We start from the raw sequence: 22,789 nt of genomic DNA, 5'->3' as shown, positions 1-22,789 counted from the left end.
GATACATCTGCTAAAGCAATTGATTTTAACCGTAAGCATAGAGCGATTGCAGGTCTGTCCATGGGTGGAATGCAAGCTTTAAATTTGATTTTAGGTGGTTTTCGATGTGATTCTGTCGTTTATACCGGTACAGAAACAAGTTGGAAGAATGGGCTTGATACCACCGTCCATGCCCCAGGAATGGAGGACTTATTTGCTTATGTTGGTGCTTTTTCTAATGCTCCGACATCGAGTGATGGTAAAACGTTAGGAACTACCATCTCATCATCGAGTCACAGGATTGATTTACTATACATGACGTGTGGGGACGCTGATGAAGTTGCAATCGAAAGAGGATATAAAATAGCGACAACAGAGCTATCACAAGCTGCTGGAGACAAGCTGTTGGATTACTATGAAGTAATAATCAAGGATGGTCTACATGATTTTAATGTATGGAATAATGGTGCCTATAACTTTATCCGTTTGGCTTTTGAGAAACAACGGAGGGAAGCATGTCGTGGTTCCTTTAATTTGTTGTTCTAGATTAAAAGATACTTTTTCCAATCTACTAGAATAGAGGTTTTTTAGCACCTTGAAAATCCACATTTCTATCATTAAATTAAAAGAATCAGATAGACGAATTATAAATGGTGCCTGCTGCAACGTATTTAAAAGCACCCTGAAGCAAACGTAATCGTGGGGAGTACACCGAAGCAGAGGTAATGCATCAATACCTTGTCAATGAAGGAATCGACGCTGAACGTATTTATCAAGAAAATCGCGCGCAAAGTACAAAAGAAAACTTTATTTTTTCCAAAGAGATCATCCAAGCAGAAAATTTGTCGGAGCAGATCCTATCCTATCCGTATCGGACAACTATCATCAGATGCGCGCTTCTATGTATGCGGAACAAAACGGAATTAACGTAAAGACTTTATCTGCACCAACAACCTGGTACATGCTGTTTCCACTTTCAGAAAGAGAACGCTATATTATTTTGACTGAATGGTTAGGCTTAACTCCAGACTTAGTGAACAAATATCAGGAGATATAGGAGACTTAAATTTTAAGAGATTCATTGGTTCTGGGTACCAAGTGTGGACAAGTGTCTGTACGAGGTAGTCGCACTATTTTTTTGAGCATCATTTATTTGTGTGGAATTTGAAAGACGAAATCTCAATGGCTAAAAAAATTACGACTAAACAAGAGATTGTCCCCCTTTGTGTGAACAGCTAAAAGGACGGTGATTACGACCATTAGAATGTACCACATTATATAACATAAGGTTTCAGCTTTCGAGCATTAAATATTTATTTACATATGTCTTATTATGATGTTATTAAACTTTATTAGAGTTCAAACTTGTACTGTGGAAGAAAAATCAAGAGTTCACTCACCTCATTGTTTTTCTATTGGATTGTAAGTTAATTTTAGTAATCGGAACTTCTTTCTAGTTATATGAAGAAGTGTAATAATATAAGAAGATCATTAAATTTTCAAATAATTTAGCCTTTAATAAGAAAGGTGAGTTAAATGTCTAAAGAAATATTTCAGATAGACCTTAATACTGAAGTTCTAGACGAGTTAAGAAATAAAGTCAACGAGGAGCAATATATATCCTATAATAAAAGGCATGGTAACCACCGTGCATGGGATAAAATTTGTGCGATCATGGATAGACTTGATGATACCGTTCTTTTCTTGAATGCTCTTAAACTAAATACTGGTAAGCATACAAGAAGCGCATTTGATTTTTTTAATTTTATGAATAATGCCTCTGTGGTTGTTGAGTGTATAAAAGAACTAGCAAAAATTTTTAATGTTCCCGAAGATCAAATTACTAAATCAGTAGACACTTTTAATCAACTTGGTAATGATGGTAAGGGAACTGATGAAAGATATTTCAAATACTTGAGATCATTATGTTCCGTTCATCCAGTAGAAACAAGTCACCATCAAACATATCAGGATAATGATTTTGAATGTAGTCCATTTGTAGTTTGGAATAATCAAGGGATATATAACGATGATTGTGATATATACGTAGTTGTTTACACAAGTAAAGATGGAGACCTCAATAAAAGAATCCCGATATACATGTCACAAATTTTTGAATATGTAAAAAGTAGGTTAGATTTTGTTAAAGAAATAACAAGTGAAATTGCGCAATATCAAAAGAAAGTTATTTCAAACTTCATTAAAAGACCTATAAAAATGAAAAATGCGTTTGAGGATTATATTGATTATTTAGAGAATCTCAATAAAGAAATAGCAGAACGCTATGGATCAGAATACACTTATCGACTTGATTACATTATAAAGCTATTTTCACTTAAATTATCAAATTCAAAAAACAAAGATAAGATGAGTTTATATCTTAATTCATTAAAGTATTCAATTGAATTTTTACATAATAGCATGCAAAATATGAGTCTAGAAGGATTTGAAAACACCGGACTACTATATTCTGGAGAAAATGTTGATGCCTCCTTATATGATGAGTTATATGTACCTCATAGCGGTAGTGATGAAAAGAAAAAATTCAGTTATAATTTTGAAAAAATTCATTATTTAAAGTATGATTCTGGGTATAACAATAAGCAATGGGCGTATATTCAACTAGAAAATGTAAAAATATTTCTGGAAAAGTATGTTTCGTTTCATGACACTAAAAGTGATTTTGAACATTATGCATTAGTTAATTTAGCATTGTACTTAGAATGCTTAGAAAAAAAATGCTTAATAAATAAGAATATCCCAAATGACTTCAAATACCGTGAAAGATTACTCTTTAATAATGAATTAGAGGAATTGTTTTATAATAAGTGATTTGCTTCAGTATATTTAAGTTTACTGAAGCAAAGATAATTACAAATCCCTAATCAAACTAAACTAGATTCATTAAGTTGTTTTATTTTGCTATTTATAGATACATATAGAAATAGTTAATCAACGCTAATTGTGGTGGTGGAAAAATGAAAGTAAACTTATCGGCAACAGGTTTTTGGAGGATTAACAATATAGTTGGAAAATATACAGGGGATTTATATTTAAATGAAGATGAAGGTGGCATTTTATTATATATTCGTATACCAAATAGTGGTTCAATCATGAGTTACTTAGAACTTCCTCTTGAAATTCCTTTTATTACTGGTACTACAATTAATGGTGCCGAAATGACTCTTGTTAATTGCTCAAGAATAAGTACTAATAGTAGAGTAGGGTCAGAAGAAATATTTGGATATAAGGCTCATTTCATGTTTAATGGTGTGAATTTCAATGAAGAAGAGGATATCAAATTCTCTAAAATGACAATATGCATACCAGGGATAATTCAATGGGGGGATGTTTCAAACTATGTAAGACCTGATTTGGACAAAAAAGAAGATTCTCTTATAGATTTAAAGATTGTAGAGCCAGTCGAAATATACTCAAATGAAACCTACAGTATATCCTACTATTTAACCTTTAGTGATCCATTTCATCTCATGAAAGAGGAGATAACATTAAAGCAAACGCCTCATCTCATAATTGAAGCCCAATCCATACAAACAATAGAATGGTTTATGAAAACAGCTAATCAAATGAAAAGACTTATAGAGATAGCTGTAGGTATCCCTTTAAACTATGGGGAGATGACCGTTGAGAGCCCCGAGGTTTACTATGAATTTGAAGATGATGAGAAACATATTCGACCACTTGAAGTTTTCCATTCTTATAAACACGATGTAAGTATTAAAAATAGCACTAAGCGATTAATAAAACATGATTACCTTTTTAGCCTGAGTGAATTAAGACAAGCAAATTTCTCACAATGGCAAGAAGTAGCAACTATAATGGAACCTTTAATAGAACTCTATATTGACAGTTTATACAATCAAGATTTGTCAGTTAGCCGGCATTTTTTAAGCATGGTACAAGCATTGGAAACCTACCATTCTCGAAGAATTGCTTATTCTATCCATGATTTTAAAAAAAGAGTAGAAAAGTTATTAGAAGTCAGGCCTGAACCCTTTCGCAAACAAGATAGGGAGTTCTTATTGGACGGGTGCAAAGGTTTTGTTATATTAAGAAGTCGCCTGGCAGATTTATTACTAACAGACTATAGATTCATCTTTCATACCGGAGAATTCAAATTATTAGAATTCCCTCAGATAATTACTAACACAAGAAATTACTACACACACTATAATCAAAAACTAGAAAATAAAGCTCTAAAAGGTGAAGAATTAATAATTGCTTTCCACATCCTGCGTAACATATTAGAATTCTATTTACTAAAAGAATTAGGATTTAAGGAAGATTTTATCCATGAAAGAACAAGAGAGAGGATAACTCCAATTATGACTAGTAACGATATAAGAAAAGCCGATAAGAGAAAAAATCATCAATAATCCTTAATGCACCTCTGACTAAACGCTAGGTGTTTATTATAATTTAACAATGTGGAGCCTGTCATTCCCCTTTTTTGTCGGTCTCGACATATTACGGGGAGTGACAGGCACCCTACTTAACGATTGCAAGGTTTTTTGTTTACTGATATGAATCATTTAAACTACAACATCCTTCAGATTCTATCATATTCATTTTCACTCCCAAAATTGACTGTAGGCGCATACAAATGATACTAAAATAAGAAGACAAATAATAAATATTGTAATAAAAGAGAGAATCCAGTATTATTTCTACCCACCTACATGTCTCTTCAAAATTCATTTCCAGATTTTAATAGATTTGATAAATTGCATTTTCGATCGATAGCAGCAACTTTAAAACCTTACTTCTTCAATTGATGAACTTCTACAATCACTTCTAATATCAAATCCTTTCTTATCCCCCAATCCATAGTTATTTTTATATTTTCTATTTATAACAGATTGGAGTTAAATTCGAGCAGAAAGTGTTCAGTTTTATCGAGCAAAAACTGTCCATTTTTGTTTAGCAGTTACACACGCCCATATGTCCTATGCTAAAGGTAAATAATTCTAAATATAAAAATTTATCATTTCCTCAAATCTGATGCAATACGCAAGTCAAAAGTAACCCTTTGTTAGGGTTACTTTTTTTCGTGCAGATGGTGCCTTTCTCTATATTGTTTGGGAGTTATTCCTACACCCTTTTTGAATACCTTAGTAAAGTAACTTTGATCGTTATAGTTGAGAAGTGAACAAATCTCTGAAATTGGGGTTTTGCTGTAAGCAAGTAATTTTTTTGCCTCGTCAATTTTTGCCTGTTGAATATATTCGTTAACAGTCATTCCTACTTCTTTCTTAAAGAGACGCGACAAGTATTTAGGGTTCAAGTCAACCTTATTTGCTATATCATCATGGCTAATCTCTTCATAGATATGTCTAAAAATATAATCTCTGCACAGTGTAATAGTCCTAGAAAAACGTTCATCTTTCACTTGTTTGACCTTTTCAGCGTAAGTATAAAGAACGTCTTTCGCTAAGCTTCTAATGTCATCTAATCGATTCAATTCCTCAAGTTGTAGAATAAACTTATCATGTAAAGAAAAGGCAATCTCTTCGTGTAGTCCACCTTCAATAGAAGCTCTGGAAACTAAGGTGATTAAAGTGATAATATGATATTTTATTGAGCGAAGATAGCTAGTTTTAGAAAGAAGATTATAATCCTCTTCTTCTTTCACAATAGGAAATACTTTTAGGTCCTCAACTCTCCCTTCCCTGATGATATAAAGAATTCTCTTTTCAAATAAATGGTCGTGATGAAATACGTTGGATTGCAAATTCTCGGATACAGCTAAGTCAATTTGCTGATTTTTTTCGTTATCTACCGTAGCTTCAGCAATCTCAGTCATAACCACAGATTGGGGAGAAAGTAGTTCATTATTAAACAAGAGATTGGCAAAGATACTTATATTTACCAGCTTGTCTGTACCAATAATTGGTAAGTTTTTGAAATATTGCAACACTTTTTCTTGATAAAAAAAAGCTTCCCAGTCATTAACAATACCACTTATTACACCCTCGGATAATGGAAAGGGAAGAGAGGGACCAATAAGCAGGGATCCCTGAAATACTTCATCTTGAATCACACTTATTAATACCACTTTCTCAGAAAACACAGATTTTTTTATTACTGGAAAACTGAATTCTTCACTTGGTTTTAAACTCAATGGGTTAAAGAGCTTATCTTTTCTATTTTCATATAGAGGATTTGGACCATGACCAGTCTGATCTTCATGAATTAATTTGCCTTCAGGATTGACGAAAAAAATAGACAAATCAAATGTCTCTTTTAAGAGGGTGCACTTGTCTTCTATCGAGTAATTAGTGATATTTATATGAACCATCCCCTAAAAAAATCTTATTTGTTATTAATAATACTAAAATAGTCACCAAAATACCATATCCGTTTAAAAAGTGGTGTTATTATTATATTGAAATAGTTGATGACCAATCAGGTTATTAAGGATTATGGTAATAGAACAAAGTAAAATATGTAACCGTTTCATTTAGTAATAATCTGTTAAGGAGACTTGTCAGTATGAAATATAATAATCCAGTAATTAAAGGTTTTCATCCAGATCCTAGTGTTTGTAAAGTTGGTGAAGATTTTTATTTAGTCACTAGCTCCTTTGAATATTTCCCAGGGATACCAATTTTTCATAGTAGGGATTTAGTTAATTGGGAGCAAATTGGTCATGTATTAACGCGTGAAAGTCAGTTACCGCTAAAACGTGTCCATTCTTATACCACATCACAGGGGATATATGCTCCAACCATCCGTCATCATGATGGGCGATTCTATGTGATTGCAATGAATGTATCAAATCACAAAACTTTCTATGTGTGGTCTGATCAACCAAATGGTCCGTGGTCAGAGCCAATTATAGTTGAAGGTCTTGCAGGGTTTGATCCATCTTTGTTTTTTGACAAAGATGGAAAAGTATATTTAACTGCCGGTGCATTTCCTGGTTTTGGACCTGAAGGGATTATCCAAGCAGAATTGGATATTGAGTCCGGACAACTTATAACTGAGAGTAAGTTTATCTGGAAAGGAACAGGTGGAAGCTCACCAGAAGGTCCTCATTTATATAAAATCAATGATTGGTATTACTTATTGGTAGCTGAAGGGGGAACGGAATATGGACACATGGTGACCGTTGCAAGAAGTAAAAATCCATATGGTCCATTTGAAAGCAATCCTCATAATCCGATCCTATCCAACCGGAGCACGAAGCTACCGATTCAAGCAACCGGTCATGCTGATATAGTGCAGGCCTGCGATGGATCTTGGTGGTCAGTCTTCTTAGGTTTTAGACCAGTTAAAAGTACAAAGGTTCATCATCTAGGTCGGGAAACTAATCTAGCACCGGTAGAATGGTCAGAAGACAATTGGCCGATCATCGGAAATAATGGAAGAGCTGAAATACAACACAATGGTAAATCACTTCCATTAGGAGAGCCTATTCCATGGCAAGGAAAAGAAGAGTTTGATGATGAATCACTCACATCAGTTTGGAATTTTTACCGCAATCCACAAAAGGGTTCTTGGTCACTAACTATTAAGCAAGGATCATTAACCCTCTACGGTCAATCCAGTACATTAAATGATTATGAATCTCCTGCATTTGTTGGGCGCAGGCAGCAACACTTCAACTGCGAAATTTCAACGTTAATGGAGTTCTCTCCTAAAGAAGAAGGAGAGGAAGCGGGTTTAACCGTTTTTATGAACGAAAATCACCACTATGAAGTTGCAAAAACCATGAAACAAGGTAAATCTATTATTCTATTTCGTCGCTGTGTCGGAAGTCTATGGAAGGTCGAAAACGAAACGGAATATGACGAATCGATAGTCGTATTTACAATCAAGGCAACGGAAACGGATTTTACTTTCAGCTACACAAAAACAAATGGTGAACTGGAAGTCATCGGTAGTGGTGAAACTTCCTTATTATCTACTCAAGTTGCCGGAGGGTTTACTGGATTATATTTCGGCCTGTATGCAACTGGTAATGGGAAAGTTTCGACTTCACCTGCCCACTTTGAATACTTTCACTATTTACCTGGTGATGAGTAGTGCCAAAGCAGATCATTATTAAAAGATAAATAGGGTTAAGTCTTTAATAGAAGTGGGGGTGAGGATATGGAGGTAACATCAAATATAAATAAAAATCCAACTGTTAATGGGGATAGAAGACTTACCATTCAGGAGAAGATAGCGGCTGCTCTTGGAGGAATGACTGGAGTAATCCATACACAAATGATTTCAATGTTTATCCTATTCTATTACACAGATGTTATGCAAATTAACCCTGGCTATGTAGCAGGATTGTTATTAATTAGTCGCATAATTGGAGCTTCTTTGATTCCGGCGTTTGGGATTGTAGTAGATAAGGTAACAACACCTTGGGGAAAGTACGTCCCATGGTTCATGATATTAGGTGTGCCAATTGCTATTTTTGGCTGGTTAACTTTTACTGATTTCAACTTTGGTCCGACTGGAACGTTAATATATGCAACGGTTACTTACTTGATTTATAGTATATTAGTTTCCATCAAGGCTGCGCCGTTTAATGCCGTTGCTCCTGCTATTACAAAACGTGTCGATGACAGGATTTCCTTAGGACAATTTTCATATATTGCTATCATGATCGCTGCCATTGTCGTTACAACAATAGCTCAACCCGCCTATAAAGCTTTAGGTGGAGGGAATGATGCTAGAGGTTTTTCTATTTTGATGGCATTGATTGCAATATTTTGCATCCTAGCATCTATATATCAAGTTTTGATCTTAAAGGAAAGATATGTGGTTAAGCCTAAAGAGGATGAGAAAAATGCATCTATTAAAGAAATGTTCAAAGTTGTGTTTACCAATAAGAACGCTGTGGTCGTGTATGTATATATATTAGCGATATCACTAGCAACCGGAATACGATCGGCAATTATGATTCACTACTTTAAATACTATTTTCATAATGAAAGTTTAGTAGTCGTATTTGGAGTGATGAGTTTAATACCAACTATTATAGGTGTTATGATCAGTGGAAAATTAGTCAAACGCTTTGGTATTAAATCCATCATTCTTACTTGTACCGCTGTTAATGTAGTTAGTACTGCTGTAGTTATGGTTATTCCAGCTACTAATATTGGTGTAGTAATCTTTTTTGCAACACTTGCACTTGCAAATTTATTTATGGGGCTGGCTAATCCAGCTCAGGCTACTATGTTACCTGCTGCAATGGATTATACAGAATGGAAGACTGGAAAAAATATTAATGGATTTATGGGTTCCTTCCAAGGAGTTATGCAGACACTTGCGATTGCAGTTTCAGGTTCGCTAGCAGCAATAGCCTTGTCAGTGATTGGGTATGTACCGGGGGCAGAGCAAAGTAACGAGACGATTTTTGGCTTGAAAATTTTAATGGGACTTCTACCTGCAATTATCTTTCTATTCACAGCATCTGTTGCATGGTTTGATATCACTGAAGAAAAGCAAAATCAAATTGCGAAGGAACTGGCCGAACGGAGAAGTGAAGCGGAAGGTAATTAGAATGAAAGGATGATAATTATGAAAAAATTTAATAATGATTTTATGATGGGAGCTGCTACTGCTGCCCATCAAGTAGAAGGAAACAATATCTATAGTGATTTTTGGACAATGGAGCAAGTTCCACACTCGATGTACAAAGAACCCTCGTTAGAGGCAGTTGATCATTACAACAAGTTTAAAGAGGATATTCAGTTGTTGGTCGATGTAGGACTAAACACATATAGATTTTCAATTGAATGGGCACGGATAGAGCCTACTAAAGGTGACTTTGATAAGAAAGAGATTGAACATTACAGAGAAGTTCTAGAATTTTGTCATCAAAAGAATGTAACGCCTATTGTTACATTACACCACTTTTCTTCACCAAAGTGGTTAATTATCGAGGGTGGATGGGAAAGTGAATCAACGATTAATTACTTCGAAAACTATAGTCGTTATGTAGTTTCTGAATTAGGCGATTTAATTCCTTATATTTGTACAATTAATGAAGCGAATATGGGTAAGCAAATAGCTAAGATTATAAAAAGAATGACAGATACCAATGGAACTAACCAAACACAAAAAGTAGATAGTGGGGATATCCAAGTTGGCCTTAATGTCGATATGAAAGAGAAAATGGAAAACTATTATCGAGCTCTAGGTGAAGCTTTTGGAATGGATCCTAGAAATATACAGACGTTTCATAATCCTCGAACTGATAATGGTGAACGTATTATTATGGAATGCCATGAAAAAGCAAGAAGTGTAATCAAAGAAATAAATCCAGCAATTAAAGTAGGGATCACATTTTCCCTTTATGATCATCAAGCGTTACATGGTGGCGAGGCATTTGTAGAACAAGAGCAGCACGAAGATTTTCTTAACTACCTACCTTACCTTCAAGAAGATGACTTTTTAGGTGTTCAGAATTATTCACGGAAGATTCACGGACCAGAAGGGGTTATAAAACCAGATGAAGGTACGAGGTTAACAAAAATGGGTTATGAATATTATCCAGAAGCACTAGGAAATGTTATACGATTTGTTTCTAAACATTGGGATAAACCGATTATTGTTACAGAAAATGGCTTATCAACAGATCATGATGAAGAAAGAGTAGAGTTTATCGAACGAGCATTAACTGGTGTCCATCAATGTATGGATGAAGGCATAGACGTGATTGGATATACCTATTGGTCATTATTAGATAATTTCGAATGGCAATTAGGCTATGATCAAACCTTTGGCCTTATCGCTGTTGATCGTACTACACAAACGAGACATCCAAAGGAGAGTTTATCTTTTTTAGGGAATGTTAAAAAGTCTGGATTAAATAGATAAGAGAATACTTTGTTCGGATATCAAAAAATACACCATTAATATAATAAAAAAAATGGGGGTTAAAAAAAATGAGAGTTCTAGATAAGGTAATTGTGGTTACAGGAGCTGGAGGAGGAATCGGACGAGAATTAGTCCTTAACCTCCTTTCCAAAGGTGCCAGTGTAGCTGCAGTAGATATTAATAAAGATGCTCTTGAGGAAACAGTCAAGCAAGCTGGAGAGAAGGGTGACAAACTTTCTACACATATCGTGAATTTAACAGATAGAGAAGCTGTTGAAGCATTACCAAAGGAAGTAATTGCTTTCCATGGGGCAGTAGATGGCATCCTTAACAATGCAGGGATCATTCATTCTTTTTTAACTATCAACGAACTTGATTATGACAAAATTAAACAAGTAATGGATATCAATTTCTACGGCACTCTTTATATGACAAAAACATTTCTTCCTTATCTGTTAGAAAGGCCAGTTGCGCACATCACCAACGTTTCTAGTATGGGGGGATTCTTACCTGTTCCTGGTCAATCAATTTACGGAGCATCAAAGGCGGCTGTGAAACTAATGACCGAAGGACTGTATGCTGAGCTTAAGGATACAAACGTTAACGTAACGGTTGTTTTCCCAGGTGGTGTAGGAACAGATATAATGAAGAATTCTGGAGTTGAAAGTGCATTAATCACGGATGAAAATGATCAAGATATGTCAAAAATATTAACTCCCAAAGAAGCTTCAGAGATCATTATCAAAGGAATGGAAACGGATCAATACCGCGTTCTTGCCGGTAAAGACTCAAAAATGATGGATAAGCTATATCGGTTGAGTCCGAAACTAGCAGTTGGAATTATCGCTAAGCAAATGAAAAAACTACTAAACAAGTAATCCAAAAAACATAAATTTAAGAAATAGGTGCTTTTAAAGGATCTTAAAAAAAGATTTATCAACAATGGATATAGATCTTTACTGTGAGGAAAAAAGGAGGTAAATCATGACGGATTTTTCAAGTGTGAAAGATAGAATTGTAATAGTTACTGGAGCAGCAGATGGTTTAGGGAAAGCGATTGCTAAATGTTATAGCGGCAATGGGATGAAGGTAATTGTATCGGATGTTAATGTTGAAAAAGGAACAGAAACTGTACTTGAAATAAAAGAGCAGGGTGGACAAGTAGAATTCTTCTCAGCAGATGTAAGTAATGAAAAACAAGTGAAAGAACTTATTAGCTTTGCTATAAAAAAGTATGGTCGGCTAGATGGTATCGTTAATAATGCGGGTATATCGGCAGATAATAGACCTTTGCATGAATATTCATTAGATGAATATGAACGTTTAATGAGTATTAATTTAAAAGGTGTCTTTTTAGGGATGAAATATGGTATTGAAGCTATATTAAAATCAAAATCCTCTTCAGGTTTTGTGATCAACATTGCATCGATGGCTGGAATTGAAGGGAACAGCGCCATGGGGACATATGTTGGATCAAAACATGGTGTAGTAGGTTTTACAAAAACAGCGGCATTAGATTATGCGAAATATAATATTACGGTAAATGCAATCTGCCCTGGAACTTTTCGTACTTCTATTTGGGGGGACGCATCAGAAGAAATAATCCAGCAGTATGCAAATATATTCTCTCCAAATGGTAGATTGGGAGATCCTAATGAAGTAGGTTACCTAACTTTATTCCTTGCATCAGATTTAGCTAGATATATTAACGGGGCAGTGATTCCTATTGATGCAGGATCTGGTGTAGGTAAAGTAACACCTGTGAAATGGGAACATCCAGAAATATTGGATTAAAAAATAGAATCAACAATCTATCACATAATAGTGAAGTTAAAGATAGATAAAGTATGATGGTATTTTTTAAGAAGCTAACTAGTCGACTCTTGTTAGACTTAAGATAATGATGAAAGAAAATGAGGTGGAATCTATGTCAACTAGATTGAATGAAGTTCTAAATGGTAACGAAGATAATTATATATTACCGTTTTTCTGGCAACATGGAGAAGAAGAAGAAGTGCTTCGAGAGGAAATGGCTCGGATAGATGAAGCAAACATAAAGGCAGTATGTGTAGAGGCACGTCCACATCCTGATTTTCTTGGTCCTAAATGGTGGAAAGACATGGACATAATTATGGAAGAAGCAAAGAATCGTAACATGCGTGTATGGATCCTTGATGACGATCATTTTCCAACTGGTCATGCAGCAGGTCGGATAAAAGATGCTCCTAGAGAATTACGTCGTCTTTTTTTGTCGGTTGATCATGTAGATGCCCTGGGTCCACGTAACAATTCATCTTTCAATGTTGAGCCACCTCCTTATATACCCGGTTATTATGAAACTGGTGGCGGAACAATTATAGCAGTAATTGCTATAAAGCGAGATTCTCTAACAGGTGAGTTAACAGAGATATCAGAAGATTTAACAACAAAGGTCGACAATGGAAAGCTATACTGGGATATTCCTGAGGGGTATTGGCGGATATTTACTGTAGTTGAAAATGAAAGAGGCGGAGATCTTAAGAAAAATGACTATCTAAATCCGCTAGTTAAGGAATCAGTTAAAGTTCTAATTGATACGGTATATGAAGCATTTTATGAGCGATACCGTGATGATTTCGGTGATACAATAGCAGGTTTTTTCTCCGATGAACCTGGATTCTATAATGACAATGAAGGGGCTTACTATGATTCAAAGCTCGGTAAACCAAAGGTATCACTTCCTTGGAGTGCAGATTTGTATAAAAAATTTGAAAATGACTTCGGACCGGACTACAAGAAGTTTTTACCATTTCTTTGGCACGATGGCGGAAAAGCAATGTCGGAAATTCGCTATTACTATATGGACCTAGTAACCAAGCTGTATGCTGAAAACTTCACCGACCAAATTGGAGATTGGTGCCGAGAGCACGACGTCGAATATATTGGGCATGTTTTAGAGGACAACAACGTCCATGCTCGTCTTGGAAGTGGCGCAGGTCATTTTTTCAGAGCCCTAGGTGGACAAGATATGTCTGGATTGGATGTAGTACTCTGGCAACTAAATCCAGGTTTTGATGAAATTCCTTCAAGAATGTTCGCTGGAGAAGCTGATAACGAGTTTTTTAATTATGGAATGGCGAAAATGGCAACGTCACTTGCACATATGGATCCGAAAAAGAAAGGTCGTACAATGGCAGAAGTTTTCGGTGCCTATGGCTGGGTTGAAGGGTTAAAACTTATGAAATGGATAACGGATCATATGCTGGTTCGGGGCGTCAATCATTTTGTACCGCATGCCTTCTCACCTAAAGAATACCCAGATTATGATTGTCCGCCACACATGTATGCAAGAGGGAAAAATCCTCAGTATCGTTATTACAAATTTCTAAATCAGTACACGAATCGGATGAGTCATTTATTGTCGGAAGGTACACATGTTGCTTCAGCAGCTGTTTTATACCATGCAGAAGCTGAATGGTCAGAAGGCGATTATATGTATTTTCAAAAACCAGTAAAGGAATTAATGAAAAATCAAATAGACTGCGATATTCTTCCTTGTGATGCCATCATCGAGGATGTAGAAGTTCAAAATGGAAAACTAGTATTAAATGAGGAGACATTTGACTGTTTAATCATTCCTTATTCTGAAGCCTTACCAGCTAGAGCGATTAATCGATTTGCTGATCTTGCGGATGAAGGTTTACCGGTTTTCTTTATTGAAGGGCTTCCTCAACGTTCATGTGAAGGTGAATCTATCAATGATGTCCTAGAACTTTTAGATTCGAGTCAAAAAGTTAAAACTATTCCACTTGCTGATCTTATTGAAACAATGAAAAGTGCTGGATACTATGATATTCAAGTTAAAGAACAACAGCCTTATTTACGCTATTACCATGTTAAGCATCAGGATATGGATGTTTATATGTTTTTTAACGAGCATCCATTGTATGAAATAGAGACTGAGGTTCAACTTCCAGTTACTGGTAGACTCTTCTTTTATGATGCATTCGACAATAGTGTTAGGAAGGCTCAAGTGGTTGAAAAGGGTGAAAATTCACTCGTATCAATCAAGCTTTCCCCGTTTGAAACAGTAGTAGTTGTATCTGGTTCGTTAGATGAAACACTGGAGCTTAGCCCTGAATTGAGAACGCTACAACAGGCAGCTACAATAGAAGGACCTTGGACACTTTCAACTGCAACGTCTGAACAATATCCTACATTTGATTCTTGGGGCAAACTTGAGTCATTATCTGATTTAAGCCGTATGGAAGGTTTAAAATCTTTTTCCGGAACGATGCAATATGAAACAGAGTTAAAATGGGCTTCTAATGGGGAGCGTCTATGGATTGATCTGGGTGATGCATTTGAAACAGCTGAAGTATTCGTAAATGGTGAATCTGTAGGAGTACGTATACAAGCGCCATATCAGTTTGAATTAAGTGGCTATCTCCGAGAAGGTAAAAATTCACTACAGATTGAAGTTACCAACACCCTTGTGAAGGAAGCTAATGATATGCTTTCACGTATTGGGCACCATGAACCAAGCGGTCTTTTGGGACCAGTTAAACTATTGGTAGAAGAGTAATCAAGGGGCATTTGGTAAAGTGTTGTCTCAAGTTCTACTTATTTAAACATTAGGATAGATCCTCCTATTTCAAATAGTAACCAATAATGCAGTATTCAAAAATGACCTGTACCTTAAAGAAACATTGCTAGGTTTGTGTATTTATAGAATCGATGATTTGTGGTTCTTTGAAAATTTTTATTTAAGGAGGTAAGAAATAATGAGGTATGTATGTAACCCTATTAACATGGAATATAAATATCAATTTATTTCTTTTAACGGTCAAATGGCTATATGTAGAGAAGCTGCGGACCCTTCAATGATAATGTTTAAAGGAAAATACTATCTTTTCCCTTCGATGACTGCTGGTTTTCTTACTAGTGACAATCTTATAGATTGGGAGTTTTATCCATTAAATGATGTTCCGATTTACGACTATGCTCCGGATGTACGGGTAATAGGTGAGTATGTCTATTTTTCAGCATCAAAGAAAGAAATCAATTGTTCCTTTTTCAGAAGTAAAGATCCTATTAATGAAGGGTTTGAGGAAATAGAAGGTACTTTTCCGTTTTGGGATCCGAATCTATTTGTGGATGACGATGGAAGAATATACTTTTATTGGGGTTGTTCTAATGAGACCCCCTTATATGGTGTGGAATTAAATGCTGAGGATTTGAAACCAAAGGGTAAGCCAAAAGAACTAATATTTGAAAACGAAAAATCACATGGTTTTGAAAGGGCCGGAGAAAACCATGTTCCATCAACTTCACCTGATGAGGCAGAGGAAATCATCAAGAATTACAAAAAGAATAACCCAGATGTATCTGATCAAATGTTACATGCAATGAAAAAACATTTTCAATTCTTACCATTCATTGAAGGAGTATGGATGGATAAACATAATGGGAAGTACTACCTTCAATACTCAGCTCCAGGTACTCAGTATAATGTGTACGCTGATGGGGTGTATATATCTGATAACCCTTTAGGTCACTTTACTCTTGCTAAAAATAACCCATACTCCTATAAGCCAGGTGGTTTCATTCCTGGTGCCGGACATGGTTCTTCGATGGAAGATAAGTTCGGAAACCTTTGGCATACAGCAACAATGAGAATTAGTGTGAACCACCCATTTGAAAGACGATTGGGTATTTGGCCTGCAGGATTTGATCATGATGGAGAACTGTTCTGTAATCAAAGATATGGTGACTGGCCCTTAAAGATTGAACAGTCACAAACTAACCCATGGGATAATCCAGAGTGGATGCTACTTTCATATGGTAAGCCAACAAAAGCATCTTCATCTGAGGAAGGAAAAAATCCTTCCAAAATAACCGATGAAGACGTACAAACTTGGTGGAGAGCAGAGACTAATACAGCAGATCAATGGGTAGAAGTTGATCTGAAACATATGTGTGATGTTCACGCCATTCAAATCAATTTTGCTGATGATAAATTGGATATACCTCCTCCAGAAGGTGAAACGCTACATGGAGTAGGGTCACAAAGCAGATATATAGACCAGAGAAAACACTATACAAGATGGATATTAGAAGGCTCAGAGGACGGTAAAGAGTACTTCATCATTGAAGACAAATCAAAAGCTGAAACAGATTTATCACATGATCTTGTTATAGAGGAAAACGGATTTAAAGCAAGATATATAAGATGTACTGTGAAGGAAACACCTTTCAATCAGAATGCCTGTATATCGGGTCTTAGAGTATTTGGAATTGGAAAAGGTGATTTACCTAAACAAGCAACTGGTGTAACCACTGAATTAGTTAGTGAGCTTGACCTTTCGGTAAAATGGAATGCTGTCGAAGTCGTAGGGTATAATGTGCTATGGGGATTTTCACCGGATAAACTTTATCATAGTTATATGGTATTTGGTAGAAATAATATTAATATAGGTGCATTAGTAAAAGGTGAACCGGTATTTGTAAGAGTAGACACATTTAATGAAGTAGGGATAACAGAAGGTGAAATTATTAATGTGCTGTGAACAAAAATTAAACAGCTTCTAATAAATAACCAATGCTTATCTATTACTGAAAAATAGCACTAAAACACCATAATTGAAAAAACGTCTTTGTTACTATTTATGAGTAAGCGTTTCGGTAGGTGTTAATTAAAGTTACCTCAATTGTTAATATAAAAAGTAACAGGAGGCATTGATATGAGAAAAATATTCAATCTAAATCAATCGTGGAAATTTTCGAAGCAAAACGAAAATGAAGCAAAGGAAATTTCCTATAATGACCAAGGCTGGAGTTTGCAGTCTTTGCCACATACTTGGAACGCAATTGACGGTGCGAATGGTAATGAGTTCCACCGTGGGGCATGCTGGTATCGTAAAAATATTACTCTACCTATAGAAGAACAAAAAAATAGTGTTTTTATTGAGTTTGAAGGAGCAAATAGTGTTACGGATGTATTTTTAAATGGTACACATTTAGGCCAACATCGTGGAGGGTATTCTACTTTCCGCTTTGATTTAACGGAACACTTTGTCTTTGGTGAACCAAATGTGTTAGCTGTCAAGGTGGACAATTCTGCTTTTGAAGATGTGTACCCATTAAGAGCTGATTTCACATTCTATGGTGGGATTTATCGTGATGTTAACTTAGTTGTTGTCAATCCGGTCCATTTGGATTTATTGGATCACGGATCGCAAGGTGTTTATGTGATACAAGAAGAAGTGACAGATGAGCAGGCTAACTTACGTTTGCAGACACGAATTACGAATGATATTGAGGAAGCGAGTAAGGTTAGACTTTGGGTAGATTTGTATGATCAAGCGGGCATTTGTGTGGGTTATCGTGCTGCGGAGGTAAACCTAGAAAGTGGAGAAACGAAACCCGTCGATTTAGCTATATCGCTTAACAATCCGAAGTTATGGAATGGTTTGAAAGATGCGCATCTGTATGAAGCGCGCGTTTCCTTACAGCGCTACAATGATACATTGGATGAAGTAGTTGTCCCGTTTGGTGTTCGTTATTTCCATGTTGATCCAAATCAAGGTCTATTCCTAAATGGTAAAAACGTTCGGTTAAATGGGGTATCACGACATCAAGACCGTAAGGATATGGGCTGGGCGATTACGCATAAAGAGCATGAAGAAGACATGGATCTTATAAAAGAAATTGGTGCAACATCTATCCGTCTTGCACACTACCAACACGATCAGTATTTCTATGATTTGTGTGACCGTGAAGGGATGGTCGTTTGGGCTGAGATACCATTTATTACTGAAATGTCTGAAACAGATTTAACAGGCGAGAATGCTAAATCTCAAATGGTAGAATTAGTTCGTCAGAATTTCAATCATCCATCGATTTTATTTTGGGGTATTCAAAACGAAATTCAAATTGGAAGCAAATATGAAAAAGAGGTTCGAAAAGTAGTTCGCGAACTAAGTGAATTGACAAAGCAAGAAGACCCAACTCGCTTAACAACTATGGCCAATGTATTTATGGTTGAAGACACGGATGAATATAACTATATGACCGATATCATTGGCTATAACAAATATTATGGTTGGTACAATGGGAAAGCAGAAGACTTTGCGCCGTGGTTGGATGGTTTCCATGAAACGAATCCTAATACAAGTCTATGTATCTCTGAATACGGTGCTGAGGGGATTATTGAGTATCACAGTGATGAGCCTAAGGTAAAAGATTATACAGAAGAATACCACGCCCTCTATCACGAAAAAGTCTGGAAGATATTCGAGGAACGACCTTTCTTATGGGCAACCTATGTTTGGAATATGTTTGATTTTGGTGCGAATGTTCGTGATGAAGGTGGCGTTAAGGGGCGTAACAACAAAGGACTAATTACTTACGATAGAAAAGTGAAAAAAGATGCCTTCTTTATGTACAAAGCACACTGGTCTAACGATCCATTTGTTCATCTTGCTGGTAAGCGTTATGTAGAACGTGCGAATGATAAATCAGATTTGAAAGTATATACCAACTGTGAAAAAGTTACGTTGTTGGTAAATAATGAAAAAATTGAGACGAAATCAGGAGCTAATAGAATTGTAGTCTTTAAAGATGTTGCTTTAGCAGACGGATCAAATAATATTACCGTCAAGGCGCAAATTGGAGATACATCATTCGTTGACCAGGCATGGTTTGAAAAAGTAGCAGAGGCAAATCCTAGCTACAAAGCACCAGTGGATGACTCAGGTGAAGTTGCAAACTGGTTTGACATACCAGAATTTGATGACGATGAATCAATCGAAGAGGTTGAAATCCCCGAAGGTGTGTATTCCACACGCGATACGCTACAGGAATTGATAGAAAATGAAGAGACAAAAGATATTGTTATTAGTATACTAGGAGACCTTACCAAAATCCCGATGTACGGTATGATGAAAGGTTTTAAAATCGATGTATTGGCGTCAATGGCCACCGAAGAAGACGACAAAAACTCTATATTTGACGAGCGTAGAATTAAACGACTAAACCGAGAGTTAATAAAAATTAAAAAGTAAGTGATAAGGGGTGTCTCTTAGTAGAGACACCCCTTTTAAATATAAAATGGTAATTTTAAATGAAAGAGTAATAAAGTGATATTTACATAGAATTAAACTTTAAAAACCCTTATATGTAGAGTCTTTATGGTAAGTGAATGTTACCGAGGAAGACAAGGCTTTAGCTAGATAATTATATTTTCTTGAAAATTGGTTGAAAAATGCCTAATTAACCAAAAAGGTCACTAAAATACAATACTAAGAACTTTAATTGCTTTATTTTAATTGTAAGCGGTTTATTTATAAGTGTGAAAATTAAGAAGAGGAGGGTAGTCGGGAAGGAGCAACATAGAAACATAGGTTAGCTAAACAAAGGATAAATAGTTACCGAAAAATAACTAGGGGTCATACTTAATGTTCAACGGAATTCCTTTGTTCAAACAAATTAATTTGGGTAATGGCCTAGCTACACTCTAATAGTTTATTTTAATTCAGTAGAGGATTCGCGTTTTAATCCTGTTACTTTTTGGACGAGGATAATTTATTTGTTTTTAAAAATTTAGCAACACGAAAAGAAATACTTCAAGTTAGTTGCCGCGCAAGTCAGAAACTATGCGTATAGGCTTTATCTTATATTATTTAATTTTGTTTCCGTTTTCATTGCAAATTATGGAATAGGTAAAAACAACATTTGCAATAGTTCAGTTAGTATAGCAGCTGTCTTTAAAACTCAAATGAAAAACTTGGAGTTAGTTAGTGAGGAGGAGACTTAATGGATAAGAAAGAAGCTAGAAAGTTAGCAAAGGAACAAAAGGCTGTAAGGAAGGCGGAAAGAGAAAAGAAATACCGTCGAGCAAAGACATGGCAGATGGCTCTTTATCCAATTGGTGGATTTGGTCATAATGCATTTATGTTCTTAATGGGAATCGTAGCTTATTATGCTACTGGTATCGTAGGACTTGGAACAGTTATTGCTTCATTTATCATTACTGGTTCGAGAGTTCTTGATGGCATTACAGATCCACTTATCGGTCTAATTATTGATAAAACAAAAGGTAAGTATGGGAAGGTTAGACCAACGTTACTAATCGCGTATGTGTTAATGGCTTCATCTACTTTACTTATGTTTTTCACAAACCATTTAGTTCCTGAAGCTTTTAGTATATTTTATTTTATTCTTTTATATGCTATTTTTATTTTTGGTTATACGTGTTCTCAGGTTGGGCTTCAGATTGGAAACAATATTATTACAAATGACCCTGAACAACGTCCAGTTTTTGGTATGCTTACGATGATATATACGATGTTATTCTATACTATTGCTACAATATATCTATCCATGTATTTAACTGGAAAATACGGTGGGTATAGTGAAATTGGTTTATTCCATGAAATGACTATTTTTACTGTTATACTTGCGGGTGTTGCATATGGGGTTGGTATCTTCGCAATTGCCAAGAAGGATCGAATTGAAAACTTTGGCGCAGGTAAAAACACAGTACCTCTAAAATTGAAGGATTTATGGCCAATACTAAAGGGAAATCGACCACTGCAAATGTATATAGTGGCAGCAACTACTGATAAATTGAGTTTGCAAATCCATGGTAATCAGATTGTTAACGTAATGTTATTTGGAATTGTTATTGGAAATTATTCATTGATGGGTACGACCCAAGCCATTGCAATGATCCCAAATATTTTAGTCCTTATTTTTGGTATGCGTTATGCAATGAAATTTGGATCAAAGAAAGGGTATGTTGGTGCAACCTGGGCATGTCTAATTAGCTATAGCCTCTTATTTTTACTTTTGTGGTTAGGAGATCCAACACAAATTCGCATGGATAACTTAGGCTTTATGACAATTGCTTTTCTATTATTGTTCTTAGTTGGAGGGGCAGTTCGTTATGTGGCTTCTGGGCTTAGTATGCCGATGCTAATGGATGTTATTGATTACAATACGTATCAGACCGAACGTTATGCACCAGGCGTCATATCTTCTGTATATTCATTTATTGATAAATCCGTTTCTTCACTACAACAAACATTTGTAGGATTGATGCTTGCGCTCATTGGTTTCAAGTCAGTTTTCCCAGATGTGGATACTCCATATTCTGACAAACTTTTTTGGATGACAATGTTCTTGTCATTTGGAGTTATGATGTTTGCGTGGATTGCATCTTTAATTGCGATGAAATTCTATGAATTAGATAAGGATCGTATGGCGGAGATTGAAGAAGCAATAGAAGCTCGTAGAAATGAAATTATAGATGACAATTCAAATATTGCAACAAAATAGAACATTAAATATTATATTTAGATAACTCAACTTTGTTGGGTTATCTTTTTTTCAGGCATATTCAATGAATGTCCCTATCATATGAAGATATAATATTAAAAGCATTTCTATGGTATTAGGTGCGATTGAAAGTGCAAAAACAGGCAAGAAAATTACTCTGTAGTTAAGAATTGCTGTTAGAATACAAGTATTTCTATTCTAGAAACAAAAAGGAAATGAGAGTGGTGTTGATGAACCTAGATGTGAAAGCTGTACCCCCTGGGTACAAACAATCCACTGGAACGGACCATCAGGGTAGTGTTTTTGAGGTTGCCTACAGTGTAAGGAACTATATAAATGTTTATCGACAGCTTGTGACATCTGAGAATATTAGTTCTAAAGAAGCGGGAAGAGAAACAGTAGAAGGAGATCCAATTACAAAGAAATGCAATGTATATCTACCTCCTGGTTACAAGGAAACAGATACAAATAAAAAATATAATGTTTTGTATTTGCTTCACGGAGTAGGCGGTAACCATAACGAATGGTTAACCGGAAGTGGGGAAGCAGATGGTAATTATGTCATCTGTAATATCTTAGACAATTTGATTGCTAATGGTGATATTAACCCAGTAATTGTGGTATTTCCTAACGGGAGAAGTTCACATGA

Annotated in this window: 15 protein-coding genes and 1 pseudogene; 15 read left to right on the top strand and 1 reads right to left on the bottom strand. The window is 35.6% G+C overall.

The features are described 5' to 3' along the window. The 5 genes and pseudogenes from GH741_RS21715 to GH741_RS20970 all read left to right on the top strand — a co-directional run. The coding region (locus GH741_RS21715; protein ID WP_476693062.1) for an alpha/beta hydrolase at positions 1 to 525 on the top strand (525 nt) is incomplete at its 5' end. 167 nt (positions 526 to 692) lie between these two features. Beyond that, positions 693 to 911: pseudogene (locus tag GH741_RS22465) on the top strand (YdcF family protein); the annotation flags it as partial. Beyond that, positions 881 to 1,036: a hypothetical protein gene (locus GH741_RS20980; protein ID WP_153738715.1), complete on the top strand. Its 156-nt coding sequence runs from the start codon at positions 881 to 883 to the stop codon at positions 1,034 to 1,036. The pseudogene GH741_RS22465 and the gene GH741_RS20980, both read left to right, overlap by 31 nt. 479 nt (positions 1,037 to 1,515) lie before the next feature. Next, positions 1,516 to 2,811, top strand: a complete 1,296-nt coding sequence (locus tag GH741_RS20975; protein ID WP_153738714.1) for a hypothetical protein — start codon at positions 1,516 to 1,518, stop codon at positions 2,809 to 2,811. A 146-nt stretch (positions 2,812 to 2,957) separates the two neighbouring features. Continuing rightward, positions 2,958 to 4,376 carry an ApeA N-terminal domain 1-containing protein gene (locus GH741_RS20970; RefSeq protein ID WP_153738713.1) on the top strand — a complete coding sequence of 473 codons (1,419 nt, stop codon included), beginning with the start codon at positions 2,958 to 2,960 and terminating at the stop codon, positions 4,374 to 4,376. 662 nt (positions 4,377 to 5,038) lie between these two features. Here GH741_RS20970 and GH741_RS20965 read toward each other — a convergent pair. Next, positions 5,039 to 6,229, bottom strand: coding sequence for a helix-turn-helix domain-containing protein (locus GH741_RS20965; protein WP_170287683.1), 1,191 nt, complete (start codon positions 6,227 to 6,229; stop codon positions 5,039 to 5,041). Positions 6,230 to 6,492: 263 nt separating this feature from the next. Between GH741_RS20965 and GH741_RS20960 the strand changes: the two genes are divergently transcribed. The 10 genes from GH741_RS20960 to GH741_RS20915 form a co-directional block, all read left to right on the top strand. Beyond that, on the top strand, positions 6,493 to 8,028 hold the full coding sequence (locus GH741_RS20960; protein WP_153738711.1) for a glycoside hydrolase family 43 protein: 1,536 nt from the start codon (positions 6,493 to 6,495) through the stop codon (positions 8,026 to 8,028). A gap of 66 nt (positions 8,029 to 8,094) precedes the next feature. Beyond that, positions 8,095 to 9,501, top strand: coding sequence for an MFS transporter (locus tag GH741_RS20955; RefSeq protein WP_153738710.1), 1,407 nt, complete (start codon positions 8,095 to 8,097; stop codon positions 9,499 to 9,501). An 18-nt stretch (positions 9,502 to 9,519) separates the two neighbouring features. After that, the gene (locus GH741_RS20950; RefSeq protein ID WP_153738709.1) at positions 9,520 to 10,821 is read left to right on the top strand and encodes a glycoside hydrolase family 1 protein; all 1,302 of its coding nucleotides are present in this window, start codon (positions 9,520 to 9,522) and stop codon (positions 10,819 to 10,821) included. 68 nt (positions 10,822 to 10,889) lie between these two features. Continuing rightward, positions 10,890 to 11,699 carry an SDR family NAD(P)-dependent oxidoreductase gene (locus tag GH741_RS20945; protein WP_153738708.1) on the top strand — a complete coding sequence of 270 codons (810 nt, stop codon included), beginning with the start codon at positions 10,890 to 10,892 and terminating at the stop codon, positions 11,697 to 11,699. A 106-nt stretch (positions 11,700 to 11,805) separates the two neighbouring features. Next, the gene (locus GH741_RS20940; RefSeq protein ID WP_153738707.1) at positions 11,806 to 12,615 is read left to right on the top strand and encodes an SDR family NAD(P)-dependent oxidoreductase; all 810 of its coding nucleotides are present in this window, start codon (positions 11,806 to 11,808) and stop codon (positions 12,613 to 12,615) included. A gap of 133 nt (positions 12,616 to 12,748) precedes the next feature. Continuing rightward, entirely contained in the window at positions 12,749 to 15,385 is a 2,637-nt protein-coding gene (locus tag GH741_RS20935; protein WP_153738706.1) for a glycosylhydrolase-like jelly roll fold domain-containing protein, read from the top strand. Between the two features lie 199 nt (positions 15,386 to 15,584). Beyond that, on the top strand, positions 15,585 to 17,369 hold the full coding sequence (locus GH741_RS20930; protein ID WP_153738705.1) for a family 43 glycosylhydrolase: 1,785 nt from the start codon (positions 15,585 to 15,587) through the stop codon (positions 17,367 to 17,369). A 174-nt stretch (positions 17,370 to 17,543) separates the two neighbouring features. After that, the gene (locus tag GH741_RS20925) at positions 17,544 to 19,865 is read left to right on the top strand and encodes a glycoside hydrolase family 2 protein (protein ID WP_153738704.1); all 2,322 of its coding nucleotides are present in this window, start codon (positions 17,544 to 17,546) and stop codon (positions 19,863 to 19,865) included. A gap of 751 nt (positions 19,866 to 20,616) precedes the next feature. Beyond that, positions 20,617 to 22,140 (top strand): MFS transporter, encoded by a 1,524-nt coding sequence (locus GH741_RS20920; protein ID WP_153738703.1) that lies wholly within the window; start codon positions 20,617 to 20,619, stop codon positions 22,138 to 22,140. A gap of 242 nt (positions 22,141 to 22,382) precedes the next feature. Next, on the top strand, positions 22,383 to 22,789 hold a 407-nt coding region (locus tag GH741_RS20915; protein ID WP_338079594.1), incomplete at its 3' end, for an alpha/beta hydrolase.

It is taken from the genome of Aquibacillus halophilus (genome assembly GCF_009649745.1).
In the GTDB taxonomy this organism is placed as follows: Bacteria; Bacillota; Bacilli; order Bacillales; family Amphibacillaceae; genus Aquibacillus; species Aquibacillus halophilus.
This window is presented reverse-complemented; position numbering and strand designations above follow the sequence as displayed.

Bases quoted from the DNA above. Each gene is read 5' to 3' on its own strand.
- GH741_RS20950 (WP_153738709.1), top strand. From the start codon at position 9,520: ATGAAAAAATTTAATAATGATTTTATGATGGGAGCTGCTACTGCTGCC.
- GH741_RS20975 (WP_153738714.1), top strand. From the start codon at position 1,516: ATGTCTAAAGAAATATTTCAGATAGACCTTAATACTGAAGTTCTAGAC.
- GH741_RS20935 (WP_153738706.1), top strand. From the start codon at position 12,749: ATGTCAACTAGATTGAATGAAGTTCTAAATGGTAACGAAGATAATTAT.
- GH741_RS20980 (WP_153738715.1), top strand. From the start codon at position 881: ATGTATGCGGAACAAAACGGAATTAACGTAAAGACTTTATCTGCACCA.
- GH741_RS20970 (WP_153738713.1), top strand. From the start codon at position 2,958: ATGAAAGTAAACTTATCGGCAACAGGTTTTTGGAGGATTAACAATATA.
- GH741_RS20925 (WP_153738704.1), top strand. From the start codon at position 17,544: ATGAGAAAAATATTCAATCTAAATCAATCGTGGAAATTTTCGAAGCAA.
- GH741_RS20930 (WP_153738705.1), top strand. From the start codon at position 15,585: ATGAGGTATGTATGTAACCCTATTAACATGGAATATAAATATCAATTT.
- GH741_RS20955 (WP_153738710.1), top strand. From the start codon at position 8,095: ATGGAGGTAACATCAAATATAAATAAAAATCCAACTGTTAATGGGGAT.
- GH741_RS20920 (WP_153738703.1), top strand. From the start codon at position 20,617: ATGGATAAGAAAGAAGCTAGAAAGTTAGCAAAGGAACAAAAGGCTGTA.
- GH741_RS20940 (WP_153738707.1), top strand. From the start codon at position 11,806: ATGACGGATTTTTCAAGTGTGAAAGATAGAATTGTAATAGTTACTGGA.
- GH741_RS20960 (WP_153738711.1), top strand. From the start codon at position 6,493: ATGAAATATAATAATCCAGTAATTAAAGGTTTTCATCCAGATCCTAGT.
- GH741_RS20945 (WP_153738708.1), top strand. From the start codon at position 10,890: ATGAGAGTTCTAGATAAGGTAATTGTGGTTACAGGAGCTGGAGGAGGA.